At 60.6% G+C, this 13,401-nt stretch carries 10 protein-coding genes and 1 CRISPR repeat array; of the genes, 9 read left to right on the plus strand and 1 reads right to left on the minus strand.

Annotated elements, in window-relative coordinates:
* Positions 1–540: 540 nt before the first annotated feature.
* Positions 541–1,176 (minus strand): hypothetical protein, encoded by a 636-nt coding sequence (locus DDZ14_RS10725; RefSeq protein ID WP_109424980.1) that lies wholly within the window; start codon positions 1,174–1,176, stop codon positions 541–543.
* Between the two features lie 681 nt (positions 1,177–1,857).
* On the opposite strand from DDZ14_RS10725, the gene DDZ14_RS10730 reads away from it, so the two are divergent.
* The 9 genes from DDZ14_RS10730 to cas2e all read left to right on the plus strand — a co-directional run bounded on the left by DDZ14_RS10730 (position 1,858) and on the right by cas2e (position 11,002).
* Complete coding sequence (locus tag DDZ14_RS10730) at positions 1,858–2,535, plus strand: UPF0149 family protein (RefSeq protein WP_109424981.1); 678 nt, start codon at positions 1,858–1,860, stop codon at positions 2,533–2,535.
* Between the two features lie 314 nt (positions 2,536–2,849).
* Positions 2,850–5,330, plus strand: coding sequence for a CRISPR-associated helicase Cas3' (gene cas3 / locus DDZ14_RS10735; RefSeq protein WP_158275505.1), 2,481 nt, complete (start codon positions 2,850–2,852; stop codon positions 5,328–5,330).
* A gap of 74 nt (positions 5,331–5,404) precedes the next feature.
* Positions 5,405–6,880, plus strand: a complete 1,476-nt coding sequence (gene casA, locus DDZ14_RS10740; protein ID WP_158275506.1) for a type I-E CRISPR-associated protein Cse1/CasA — start codon at positions 5,405–5,407, stop codon at positions 6,878–6,880.
* Positions 6,877–7,353 carry a type I-E CRISPR-associated protein Cse2/CasB gene (gene casB / locus DDZ14_RS10745; protein WP_158275507.1) on the plus strand — a complete coding sequence of 159 codons (477 nt, stop codon included), beginning with the start codon at positions 6,877–6,879 and terminating at the stop codon, positions 7,351–7,353. Before casA ends, casB begins: the two co-directional genes overlap by 4 nt.
* Positions 7,350–8,423, plus strand: coding sequence for a type I-E CRISPR-associated protein Cas7/Cse4/CasC (cas7e, locus tag DDZ14_RS10750; RefSeq protein ID WP_109424985.1), 1,074 nt, complete (start codon positions 7,350–7,352; stop codon positions 8,421–8,423). Before casB ends, cas7e begins: the two co-directional genes overlap by 4 nt.
* Positions 8,420–9,109 (plus strand): type I-E CRISPR-associated protein Cas5/CasD, encoded by a 690-nt coding sequence (cas5e, locus tag DDZ14_RS10755; protein ID WP_109424986.1) that lies wholly within the window; start codon positions 8,420–8,422, stop codon positions 9,107–9,109. The genes cas7e and cas5e overlap by 4 nt, the downstream gene beginning before the upstream one ends.
* A 2-nt stretch (positions 9,110–9,111) precedes the next feature.
* Positions 9,112–9,777, plus strand: a complete 666-nt coding sequence (cas6e, locus tag DDZ14_RS10760; RefSeq protein WP_233252550.1) for a type I-E CRISPR-associated protein Cas6/Cse3/CasE — start codon at positions 9,112–9,114, stop codon at positions 9,775–9,777.
* 38 nt (positions 9,778–9,815) lie between these two features.
* Positions 9,816–10,712: a type I-E CRISPR-associated endonuclease Cas1e gene (gene cas1e / locus DDZ14_RS10765; protein ID WP_233252551.1), complete on the plus strand. Its 897-nt coding sequence runs from the start codon at positions 9,816–9,818 to the stop codon at positions 10,710–10,712.
* The gene (gene cas2e, locus DDZ14_RS10770) at positions 10,709–11,002 is read left to right on the plus strand and encodes a type I-E CRISPR-associated endoribonuclease Cas2e (RefSeq protein WP_109424988.1); all 294 of its coding nucleotides are present in this window, start codon (positions 10,709–10,711) and stop codon (positions 11,000–11,002) included. Before cas1e ends, cas2e begins: the two co-directional genes overlap by 4 nt.
* Before the next feature lie 84 nt (positions 11,003–11,086).
* Positions 11,087–13,311: direct repeats of the CRISPR family, unit length 29 nt; unit sequence CTGTTCCCCGCACCCGCGGGGATGAACCG.
* Positions 13,312–13,401: the final 90 nt, after the last annotated feature.

Consider the following 13,401-nt stretch of genomic DNA (forward strand, 5'->3'; position numbering starts at 1 on the left):
CGGTAAAGGCCCAGATCGATGTCCGGCTCCAGCAACATCCGACCCGCATACAAGGGCTGCTTGTTCTTATGTGGAGAGATCGAATATCCACATTCCGGTGGCTCCAAGTCGGAGGGCCAGTCGAAAGATTCCCCGAACTTCAGCGGGAAGGTTTCACGCGAACTGCTCGTCATCTGTGGTTATCTCCAGCATCCCTGAATGGCTTCAGATTAGCGCCACAGAGCGGCGCTGCGTATTTTGGCTCGTCACGGGTCCCGGCAGCCCCTCAACGCCCTCCAGCGCGCCCTACAGGGGCGCTCAGGGCACGCCTGTCAGTCATCGTAAGGAAGGCCGGCAGTATCGACCGGAAAAGGCGGCGTTCTGCGATCCTTGATGGACCCCGAGATCGTTCGACGGACGCCGTCGAGCGCGGCTATGGTTCAGGGCCGCATGGGACCGGCCTTTTGCCCTCGCTGCCCATATTTGATTCTCTTGTCGGATAGTTCATCGCGTCACAGGATTTGGACGCAGGCACGGAAATCTGTGAAGCCGGCATGGAGACTACAGCCCCGTGATCCACGGATCCGATGTGCCGGATATTCTCCTGCAGGCTGCGCTCCAGAGCATGCTTGTGCACTCTATGGCTTCCCTGGACCTGTAGCTTTTCGCGCCGGCATTCATGGCGTGCACCGCCCATCTCAATGCGTCCGCAGGTGTACTGATCAGCTCGAACCCGACGGCCTGGCCTGGTTGTGTGTGGAAGGTGCTGAAGCCCTGGAAGGCAGATTGCACCCGTGCTTCGTATTCGGGGCGGAATGCCACCATGCCACGGAGGCAGGGGGCGAGCTCGCTTCCGTCCCGGCATTGGAGGTCGAGCACATTCCAGTGGATGCCGGCAATGTCTTCTTCCGTGTCACGTTGCAGGTTTCGTTTCAGCGTCCTTGCCAATTCCTTTCTAAGCGCATGGGAATCGAGGTCCCCATCGCCGTCGGTGTACTTTCCGAGGCGTTCGGGCGCTAGCCGGACGGAAAACGCGTAGATCGCATCCGGATGATCCTCGGTGAGCAACTCGGACGTCAGCTCAGCACTGAGAAACGCGATGCGGTTTGCATCCCCGATATCCTTGACGCGTCTCCCTGCCTGAAGGTTGACCTGGATGTCCTTCGCGACGCGGGTCGCCTCTTTCGCAAGTCTCATGCTCCGGTTCCAGCCCGGATTGGACGCGCATCTGCCATGAGCGTATGGACAGCATCACGACATGGGGACCCACGCCGCGCCGTCCCTTGAATGCCTGTCCCCTTGGTCGTCATCGCACCTGCCTGTCCGCTGTGATTTGTTCGTCCGATCGAGATAGGGTCAGGTGCTCTGCTTGCAATGCCCAGGATGCGGGAAATGTTTGCCAACAAAAGGGAATGTTCTTGCCGGTACAGTTTGGGGACATGCTCAAAGGCGCTGTACAGCGTGAATCAGCGAGACATTCGCGGATCCGCCGCAGTTGCACGAAGTCCTAGGGCCGGCAGCGAACTATAGGGTGCATAGCCTCGGAAGAAATCCGCCAAGGACGTCTATCCTTATAGAGGCGGTACTCTGACCTTGGTCCGGAAAGGGCGGGAGCGGGCGCTTGACTTCCTTTCAGTTTGGAACGCCGCGGTGCAGCTTACGCACAGCAGCCCTTGGTGCGCAACGCAGCACCCCACGGCCGACCTCCAATCCCGGCATTCGCCTGAATAATGCCATGAAGCTATTCAACCGGAATGACCGGGGCTTAGCTAGTGGTCGTGACGATCACCGTGAACGTACAGGACTCTTGAACGGTGGCTGGATTGCGATTTGGCATTTGTGCGGATACGCAAAGGTTCGAAATGAAGGAGACGCGCCATGAGCAGTTCGGATCAGGACCTCGATCGCCTCGACGAGTGCTTGTCGGCTTTGCCGCAGGAAAATCTGCCGATGACTCTGAGCGAATTCGATGGCTATGTCACCGGCATCCTTGCCTGTCCCGATCTCATCCCGCCTTCCGAGTGGCTTCCACATGTCTGGGGAGAGATCGGTGATGCCTGTTTCCCTGATTTGACGACGGCCGAAGCAACGATCGCGGTGGTAATGGCGCATTATAATTCAGTCGCCTCGGAGGTGACAAAGACCCCATGGATCGAACCGATCTACGAGGTGGACCCGAGCAGTGACGAGACGCTATGGGAGCCGTGGGTCGATGGATTTACCCGCGCGATGCGCTTGCGTCCCGAAGCCTGGCAAGTGGTGCTCGAACAGGCCGATGACGAGACGAAGTCATCGTTGATATTCTTGATGTCCCTGCAGGAACTCAACGAGGGGATAAGCAGATTCACCGAGGAAGAGATCGACGAGATCGACATCCAAGCCCCTGATCTGATCCCCATTTGCGTTGCTGCGATCCTGCTTGTGTCGCGCCCGGAGCTTGTCATGGAGGTCGACAACATCTCCCGCGCGCCCATCCAGAGCAAACGCCCCGGGCGGAATGATCCCTGTCCCTGCGGTTCAGGACGCAAATTCAAGCAATGCTGCGGGAAGAACTGACAAACCCGCAAGGCCCCACATTCTACGAGATCGGCCCAGAACTGACTCGGGGACCGCGAGCATAACCGTGGTGCAGCTACGCCAGACCGGACCAGTTTGCACCCTAGATCATGCATATGTCAGCCTGCAGATGCCGGAAGCGGCAGCGGAATAACCAAGGCGGCAATCCACTTGGGAACCGCCCAGAAGCTGTCCCAACAAACCGAACACTGCTCTTGGCTGCCTCAGCCCGATGGAGTTCGAGGCCCGTGCTATGCTAGCTTTACCTGTTGTCCGCGAAATCGGCAGCATCTCACTTGGGACGACAATAGAAAATGGTGGTTAATCTCGAAGTCATTGGGCGTTGGCCGGGAAAAAGTGCGGATTGTTTTGGCACTGAGCACCCTGCACTTTATCACATGCTGGATGTGGCTGCGGTCGCTGAACATCTGTTGGAAGCAGTTCACTTACCGGCTCCGCAGTACCAAGCGCTTGTCTTTCTGACGGCCCTGCACGACCTTGGAAAAATTAGCGCTACTTTCCGGTCAATGTTGCGCGGGGCAGGGCGTCAGACCTACAGGCACTGGGAACTGACCGAGGTTCACTTGAACGCAAACATGTCTCTCCTTGCCTCGATACTAACGCCGGAGAGAGACAACCGCTTGCCCCCATTGATCGGCGCAACCGCTGGCCATCACGGTCGCCCGTCAACGCTTGACCAGAGCAAATTGGGGCGAGCTGCGCTGACGCTCACAACCGAGGCGAAGGCAGACGCGCAAGATACGATCAAAGCGTTCGCTTCCCTTTGGCCGGAGGCTTCGATCGCCGGCCTGACCTCGAAAGATGTCATGCGTTTGTCCTGGTGGCTTTCGGGACTGGTGACGACGGCGGATTGGATCGGATCAAACACCGATTGGTTCCGGGCCCAAAGCAATCAGTTGTCCTTGGCTGACTACCTGACCCAAAGCCGTGACACTGCCGAAAGGGCGCTCGTGGGTACGGGTATCATGGCGCCGCTCCCATCAGACAGGCGCATCTTCAACTGGCCAGAACTCAGGCCCATGCAGAACGCCAGTGCCGCGGTTCCCCTGCCAGACGGATCGACTCTTGCCATCATCGAGGATGAGACTGGCGCTGGAAAAACCGAAGCTGCCCTGTTGCTTGCCCAACGGATGCTGTTGGCCGGAAAGGGGCGAGGTTTATACTTTGCCCTGCCTACAATGGCAACAGCGGATGCCATGTTTTCGCGTGTCAGCCAGAGCATCGGAAAGATGTTCGATTCGACGCCTTCCGTGACGCTCGCGCATGGGCGCGCGGGATTGTCCGAAGACTACAGGGACATTGTCGAAGGCAGCCCGAACGCGCCCGAGGATATCAGTTGCACCGAGTGGCTGGCCGACAACCGGCGTCGGGCATTGTTGGCAAATGTAGGGGTAGGCACCATAGATCAGGCGCTTCTGGCGGTGCTGCCGGTCCGGTTCCAGACACTGCGGCACTTCGGCCTGTCTTCGAAAATCCTGATCGTGGACGAAGTTCATGAGTTGGGCGAAGGCTATGTCGCTGAAACGCTCTGTCACCTGCTTCGGATGCATCGACAAGCGGGGGGATCGGCCATTCTATTGACCGCGACCTTGCCGCTCGACCTTCGGCGAAAGCTGCTTGCGGTCTATGACGGCGTTGACGATGCTGATCTAGCCTATCCGGCCTTGACCATTGCAGGCGGCGAGAGGCGTCGCGACCTGCCGCAGGACACCGGCCCGAAAGGTACGGTGCGGGTGGAGCGGCTGACAAGCCCGGATGCAGCGATCGATCTGATTGCAAAAAAGACTGGGCAGGGCGCGGCCAGCGTCTGGGTGCGCAATGCGGTGGACGATGCGATTGCGGCTGTTCAGGCGCTCCGAGCGGCGGGGATCAGGGCGGACCTTCTGCATGCGCGCTACACTTTGGGGGACCGGAAACGGATCGAGAAGACGGCACGCGAAAGATTTGGCAAAGGCTCAACTGACACGGCGGGGCGCGTGCTGGTCGGAACGCAGATTTTGGAATCCTCGCTGGATATCGATTTCGATGTGATGGTTTCCGATCTCGCTCCGATGGCGGGTCTGGTGCAACGCGTGGGACGGCTATGGCGGCATATGGACAAACGACCCGCCGCTGATCGCCCAGTGTCTGAACCAGTTCTCCATGTTCTGGCGCCCGATCCGGCGCAGGTGGAAAACAGTCGCTGGCTTTCTGACACACTGGACAAGGGCGCTTATGTCTATTCAGCCGATTTGATGTGGCGGACTGCGTGTCACCTGTTCGATGAAGGCCGGATCGTCGCCCCATCCGGTATTCGGTCCTTGATCGAGCGCAGCTATTCAAATACGCCCGCCCTGCCCGAAGTTCTGGAGACGTTTGAAATGGAGCGTCTAGGGGTTGAGGCCAGTCACGGGGCTCTTGCGTCCCAGAATGCCGTCAATCTCGACGAAGGGTATCGCGCGGGCGGACGAGCAAATGACGATGCCTCATACCCGACACGGCTGGGGCCAGAGGAACGCATTCTTGTCCTCGCGCGGGAACGGGGTGGAGGCCTCGTCCCCCTGATCGACGGCGCCGATGGGTGGGCAATGTCCGAAGTCTCAGTTGCGCGACACAAGCTTGAAAAGCTGGACCTTCCTGATCAAGGTCTGCCCGAGATAGCTAGTGTTACGGATACCTGGCCGGACTGGAAAAAGGCATCCCACGTTATTTGCCCGGTTTCCGATGATGGAAAGATTTGCGCTGACTTGCGGTATGATTCTGACATCGGTCTGGTTTTTGCGACTGCAGATTGAAAGCCTTGATACAAATAGAACTCGCTCCTAGTGTGGTCGAATAACGGTGTTTTGTTCGTAGACTGGATTTTCTAGTGACCCTGAATCTAATTTCCGACCCATGGATTCCGGTCGTTGATAGATCTGGCCACAGACGGGTGATTGCGCCCTGGCAGATGGCGGACGAGGCTATCCTGGGGCCGGACTGGCCGCGCGCGGATCTGAATATCGCCTGTTATGAGCTGTTAATCGGCCTCGTCCACATGGCCGACCCGCCGGAAGACATCGATGATTGGGAAAACCGCGAAGCGCCTGACCCCGATCGCCTTCGCGCGAAGCTTACAGCGTATGAAAATGCCTTCAACCTGACCGGTGATGGCCCGCTTTTCTTGCAGGACCTTGAGCCTCTGGAGGGCGCCCCGAACCCGCCAGACATGCTGTTCATCGACAGTGCTGGGGCCAATACCGCCAAGAACAATGCTGACCTCGTGGTGCATCGTGGCCGCTATCGCGGGCTTGACCTCCCTCTGGCGGCGATGGCGCTGTTCACGTTTCAGGCCCACGCGCCTTCGGGCGGGAAGGGGAACCGAACCTCTATGCGCGGGGGCGGTCCGATGGTGACACTTGTCGATCCTCAAGACGGGCTTTGGTCGCTTGTTTGGGCGAACGTCCCTTATGGCGTGTCCGCATCCCTGACCGAACTGCCTTGGATGAACCCGACCCGCGTGTCGGATAATAAACAGGAAGCTCACCCTCCGCAGGGTCAGACCTTTTCTGTCGAAGCGTTTTTCGGTGCGCCACGCCGACTACGGCTTGTTGCGGAACATGACGTGGTGACGGGCGTCATTCAGAAACCCTATGGCGCCAATTACGCGTCATGGGTGCATCCACTCAGCCCTTACTACCGACAGAAAGCCGGTGACGTGGCGCTGCCTGTCCACCCCAGAGCGGGGACATTTGGTTATCGCCATTGGTTGGGCATCCTTACTCAGCCCCACGACGCCGAATTGGCGCAAAGGGCTGCTTGTCTGGACACTTGGGAAAATGGACGTTCAGGTCAACGACCTGCGCATGTCATCGTTGCCGGTTGGGCGATGGACAACATGAAACCCCGCGATTTTGTCTACTCCGTCCAACCCTTCATCGAACTGTCCGAGGATAGTCGCCTCGTTCTGAGCGGCCTGGTTGATGCAGCTGACAATGCGGCCGTCGCCTTGCGCAATGCCCTGACCCCGATTTTGGCCAGAGGGGAAGCGCGAGAGGCAGAGCGAGAAGCCTTTTATATCGCTACTGAACCGGCATTTCTCGCCCGTCTGGAGGCGCTTAAATCCGATGTTGACCCGTCAAAGGTTTGCGCAGGCTGGCGCGATGATCTCAAATCCGAAGCCCTGCGCCGATTTGATGCCTTGGCTCTGCCGGCGCTGGCTCAGCGCCACAGCACTGATATCCAGAAGATTGTCACCGCGCGCCGGAACCTGACAGGAACATGCGCGGGCTACGGGAAATATGGAAAACAACTCTACCAGGCGCTCGGACTGGATCTCCCTTCGACCAAAGGAAAAGCAGCATGAGCGATAAAGGTAAAGCAATCCTGTCGTGGTGGAGCAGGGCGCTCGACCGCAAGACCGCGCGGGGCCGGGCGCTTTCGGCCCGATTGCGGCGCGCAAGCCCGATCGAGCTGCTGTGTGAACCCGAGGTGCACGAGCTGGCGAAGGATTTGGAGACAAGGGACGCAGAGCGGCTTGTCCGCATCGTCACTGTTCTGGCCGAAGTGCGCGAAAACAGCGGTGCCCATTTGGCGCGCGTTCTTGGCGGGTCAGAGCCGATTTTGTCCCACCTGCGGTTTCAGCGCCTGATGCGGTCAAACGACAATGAACTGGCCAGCGGTCTGCGCCGCGCAATCCGCATGGCGGACCACCGGTGCAATGTCGCGGCCTTGGGCGAAGACCTCATGTTCTGGAATGAACGCACGCGCACGCGCTGGTGTTTCCAGTATTTCGGCGCCGATGCGCCCCAGTCGATTTCCGAGGAGAAAGTCGAATGACCACCTTTGCGCAATTTCACGTGCTGACCAAATACGGTCCATCCAATCCGAACCGTGATGACCAGGGTCGACCCAAACAGGCCAATGTCGGTGGTGCACCCCGGCTCCGCCTGTCGTCGCAATCGGTCAAGCGGGCGATCCGTGAAAGCGCGTTCTTTGCGCTCGATCTGGCCGATCATCGGGGAACGCGCACCAAGCGACTGTTTGGTGGATTGCGGGACACTTTGGTCGCGGAGGGGGCAGAACCCGGTGCGGCGGTCAACGCGGCGGAACAGGTGGCGGCCATTTTCGGCAAGCTGGAAACGCCGGACAAAAAGGCCCCGGAAAGGATGATCGGAACAACGCTTGCGTTCATTTCACCAGATGAATGGAAACTGGCCGAGGATCTCGCCCGGAAAGTTCTGGTTGGCGAAGAATTTCCCAAGGACAAGGAACTCAAGAAACTGGTTCTGCGCAAGGCGGATGGGGCGATTGATATCGCGATGTTCGGGCGCATGTTGGCGGATGACGCTGATTTCAACCGCGACGCTGCCGTTCAGGTCAGCCATGCAATCACGACCCACACGGCCGTGGCCGAGGATGACTGGTATTCCGCCGTCGATGACCTGAACAAGGCCGAAGACAGCGGTGCCGGGCATCTTGGCGAGAGCGCGTTCGGGTCTGGCATCTATTATCAATACGTCTGTGTGAATGTCGATCTCCTGGTCGAGAATTTGAACGGGGATCGCGATCTTGCCGCCAAAGGGGTCGACGCTTTGGCCCGCGCCATTGCTGTGGCCACACCGACCGGCAAACAGAACAGCTTTGCCCACCGGCCGCGCGCCTATTACATTCGCGCTGAGATCGGTCCGCAGCAGCCCCGCGACCTGACGGGCGCCTTCTTTGCTCCGGTTAGGACGCAGCCTTGGGAAGAGACATCGGTGCAGGCACTGGAAAATGCCGTCGAGACCATCGACCGTGCCTATGGTGAAGCCTATGCGGAGCATAAAGTGATGAACATTCCGGCAGGCGTGGGTACGCTCGATGACATCGCCGCGTTCGCAGCAAAGGCGGTAAAGGCGGGCGCATGACCGACTATTTGGTCTTCACCTTGTCGGCCACGATCGGTGCAATGGGCGATTTGGCCGGTCACGAACGGCGCGGGTCTCACCTCTGGCCGGGACGATCGGCGGTGACCGGATTGCTCGGTGCCGCATTGGGATTGCGTCGAGAGGATGATTTCTCCGATCTCGATGAGCTTGGGCTGGCAGTGGCCCCTTTTGTTTCAGGTTCCGAACATGTGGTTCGGGATTATCACACTGTCGAAACCGTGCCTTCGGCCAAGGCAAGGCACCCAAATTCCCGCCCCGAAGCCCTTCGCATGGCTGGGCGCACCACCAACACCACGATCACCTTGCGCGACTACAGGACCGGCCTGCTGTTCGGAGTCGCCCTCTGGGGCGGTGGAAAGCTTGAACATCTGCGCGCGGCATTGGAAGAACCGGTCTTTGCGCTCTATTTCGGTCGAAAATCCTGCCCCTTGTCGGCCCCGGTCGCGCCGCGGCTCATCTCCGAGCGTTCTCCAGAGGCGGCTTTGGCTCATGTGCGGCTCCCTTATTGGCAGGACGGGGCGTTTGCGACCCACCTCATCACCGATTTCGAAGAGGGCGACACCCATATCGAGACCCGCCACGATTGCGCCGTGGATCGCGAGAAATGGCACTTTGCAGCGCGCCGTGTGGCCTATCGCCCCGTCGATATCCGACCGGAGACCTGATCATGTATATGTCTCGTGTCACGCTGTCCCGTCAGCCCTCGGTACAGGCCCTGAACGCGCTGCTGCTGCCCCAGGATGCCGGCGCACGAACGGATGCGCATCACCGCGTGCTCTGGACCTTGTTCGCCGATGATCCTGATCGCCGCCGCGATTTTCTTTGGCGCGAGATCCGTGAGGGCGAATTCCTTGTTCTGTCCGAACGGGAACCGGTGCAGACCGATCTGTTTTCGCGCGTTTCTACAAAGTCCTATGCGCCGAAAATCTCGCCCGGGGATCGGTTGTTCTTTTCACTCCGTGCCAATGCCACCCGTACCAAGAAAGGCGGAAAACGCGTCGATGTGGTCATGGACGCCCTCTACACTGTCCCTAAGGACGAACGCTCCGCCCGGCGAATGGAGATTGCCGGGAGCGTGGGATCTGCGTGGCTCACACGTCAGGGCGAACGGACCGGGTTTTCGGTGAATGAGTGCGCGGTGACGAATTACTCGGTTCATGCGCTGCCGTCGCACCAAGGGCCGCGGGACCGTCAGCCGCAATTCGGTATCCTTGATTTTCAGGGTGAGATCGAAGTCACCGATCCCGTTGCTTTCCTGCAAGGGCACACCAAGGGGCTGGGACGGGCCAAGGCCTTCGGATGTGGCCTGATGCTTGTCCGTCGCGCGAGATGAGCAACCTACCCGGTCTTCCGCCGCCACGTCCCATTCCAATGAAGGATCGCGCGCAGCTCGTTTTTGTCGAACGGGCCCGGCTTGATGTGGCAGATGGGGCATTCGTTGCTGTGAATGCGGATGGGACCAGAACCCAGATTCCGGTTGGCGGTCTCGCGGGTCTCATGCTTGAGCCCGGCGCGCGTATTTCACATGCGGCCATTTCGCTTGCAGCCCGTGTCGGCACCCTGATCACATGGGTGGGGGAGGGCGGTGTGCGCCTTTATTCCGCAGGTCAGCCCGGTGGGGCGCGCTCTGATAAACTCCTTTGGCAGGCCTCAATTGCCCTTGACGACGCCGCCCGTCTGCGCGTCGTGCGTAAAATGTATGAACTACGCTTTGATGAGGACGCCCCGAACCGCCGGTCGATCAACCAACTGCGCGGGATCGAGGGGGTGCGCGTGCGTGAAACCTACGCCAAACTCGCCCAGCAATATGGTGTCACCTGGAAACGACGATCCTATGACGTGACGAATTGGGAGGCCGGCGATATCCCCAATCGCTGCCTGTCTGCCGCCACTGCCTGTTTGCATGGCCTGACCGAGGCTGCAGTGCTTGCTGCCGGATACGCGCCTGCGATCGGATTTCTCCACACCGGAAAACCTCTGTCATTCGTCTACGACATCGCCGATCTGTACAAACTCGCCACCGTCGTGCCGGAGGCGTTCCGCATAGCGGGCCAAGCCGCCAGGGGTAAACTTGACATGTCATCCGACCGGGCGGTGCGGTTGGCCTGTCGGGACATGTTCCGCCGTACCGGGCTGCTCTCCAGCATCATTCCGCGCATCGAAGAGGTTCTCGACGCCGGAGAAAAGCCCAAACCGGACCCCCCTCCCGAGGCTCTCGGGCCCGCCTTCGAAGACCCAAAGCGGTCCGGTGATGAGGGGCACAGATGATGGTCGTTGTCATCTCAAATGGCCCGCCCCGGTTACGTGGCCGGTTGGCGGCATGGCTGGTCGAGGTTCGGGCAGGGGTCTATGTTGGCAATTACAGCGCTCGCACCCGTGAGATGATCTGGGCGCAGGTCGAAGCGGGGATCGACGGCGGTGACGGCGTGATGATTTGGAAAGCGGCGACTGATCAGGGCTATGATTTCGCCACCATTGGCCGAAACCGCCGAATGCCGGCGGATTTCGGTGGGTTGAAGCTGGTGAGCTTCTTTCCGCAAGGCCATTCGAAGCCCTGACGAGACCTCTTTGCCCGACGAGAAAACACCGGTGCGCTCTTTGACAATTGAAAAACTACGGTAGATCAAGCATCTACAGCAAGTCTGTTCCCCGCACCCGCGGGGATGAACCGGAGGCAGCCGAGAGAATTCTGCATGAAGCGGGCTGTTCCCCGCACCCGCGGGGATGAACCGCGGACTTCAGTCCGGTTGTTAATCTCTGAACCCTGTTCCCCGCACCCGCGGGGATGAACCGATGTCCCGGCTGATTTCCTCGCTCATGTCATGCTGTTCCCCGCACCCGCGGGGATGAACCGCGGCAGGTGGCTTTCCTCGAAGATCGTGCCCTCTGTTCCCCGCACCCGCGGGGATGAACCGGGACGGGATTGAAACCCCAATGGAGGATTTCACTGTTCCCCGCACCCGCGGGGATGAACCGAACCTGCGGTATTATCCGTGGTACGGGCGCGGCTGTTCCCCGCACCCGCGGGGATGAACCGTAGCTGCCGCGTTTGATCGACTTGATCCCCGTCTGTTCCCCGCACCCGCGGGGATGAACCGATCGCGAGCGAGGCGCGGGAACGGGAAGCGAGCTGTTCCCCGCACCCGCGGGGATGAACCGCCCCAGCTTCACGTCTCCGCCTCCGCCAGCTCCTGTTCCCCGCACCCGCGGGGATGAACCGGCCAGGCGCTTCCACCAGACGCTGGACGCCACCTGTTCCCCGCACCCGCGGGGATGAACCGGAGGCAGTCGGCTTCGAGATGCTGGCGCCGATCTGTTCCCCGCACCCGCGGGGATGAACCGGCCGACGGAAACTTGTGGTACTTGCGCAGATGCTGTTCCCCGCACCCGCGGGGATGAACCGAGGCGTGCGGGCATCGCATGTACCGGGAGGCCCTGTTCCCCGCACCCGCGGGGATGAACCGTGTCATGATTTGTTACAGGTAACAGGTTAAGTCTGTTCCCCGCACCCGCGGGGATGAACCGCTGCCTGTCGGTGGGCCAGTCTGCCATGGCTACTGTTCCCCGCACCCGCGGGGATGAACCGGCAGGCAGAACAGGCAGTTGCGGGGCAGACATCTGTTCCCCGCACCCGCGGGGATGAACCGGCGGACGGCAATCCCTACGAGGCGCTGCCCGACTGTTCCCCGCACCCGCGGGGATGAACCGATTGATCCAGGTGCTTGAGCCAATAGGCCGAACTGTTCCCCGCACCCGCGGGGATGAACCGTTAGGAGGCAGGTTGAATCGCTGAAGTATGGACTGTTCCCCGCACCCGCGGGGATGAACCGGCTGGAATGACGGTCGGTCAGGCGGCGGAGTTCTGTTCCCCGCACCCGCGGGGATGAACCGCTCGACGCCTACGCGGTTTTGATCGCGGCCACCTGTTCCCCGCACCCGCGGGGATGAACCGTCGTTGTTATTCTTGGCTATCGTCTTCAATAGCTGTTCCCCGCACCCGCGGGGATGAACCGACATAACCCACCGGGTTGGTGCGGGGCGAGGCCTGTTCCCCGCACCCGCGGGGATGAACCGTCCAGGTCGGTGCCAGAGATCGTGACACGGCCCTGTTCCCCGCACCCGCGGGGATGAACCGGCCACGAAGAGCGTGCCGTAGACGATGGCGCGCTGTTCCCCGCACCCGCGGGGATGAACCGCAGACGGACAAGCCTATCAACGCGGCGATGCACTGTTCCCCGCACCCGCGGGGATGAACCGCAGAACCGATGCCGCGTTTCCGACCAGAACGGCTGTTCCCCGCACCCGCGGGGATGAACCGGGCGTGGTCTGGGAAGAGTACCTGGCCGAGGGCTGTTCCCCGCACCCGCGGGGATGAACCGAAATTTGCCGTCTTCGTAGGGATCGCGCTGGTCTGTTCCCCGCACCCGCGGGGATGAACCGGATGGTGGCGGGCTGGATGGCGCTTATAACGCCTGTTCCCCGCACCCGCGGGGATGAACCGGGATGCGCGATGGAGATGGTTGCCCTCTGGGCCTGTTCCCCGCACCCGCGGGGATGAACCGCTGACGACCGCGCAGAGCGGCATCGCCTCGACCTGTTCCCCGCACCCGCGGGGATGAACCGGCCCCGAAACAGGTCATGGACGATCTCTGCACCTGTTCCCCGCACCCGCGGGGATGAACCGCTGCAGGTTCTCCGCGACGTCTTCATGGACACCTGTTCCCCGCACCCGCGGGGATGAACCGCTCTCCTCGCTGTGCCCGCGACGCAGCCACATCTGTTCCCCGCACCCGCGGGGATGAACCGATCAGCCAGGCGGGATATTCCTGCACCACCACCTGTTCCCCGCACCCGCGGGGATGAACCGTGAGGGAACGTCAGGCGATTAGGCCAGAATTCCCTACAACAACATGGCCGGTTCGATGGGTTTGCCAGCAAGGTCAAGACGAAAGGCCGC

It is taken from the genome of Maritimibacter sp. 55A14 (assembly GCF_003122205.1).
Taxonomy (GTDB): domain Bacteria; phylum Pseudomonadota; class Alphaproteobacteria; order Rhodobacterales; family Rhodobacteraceae; genus QEYE01.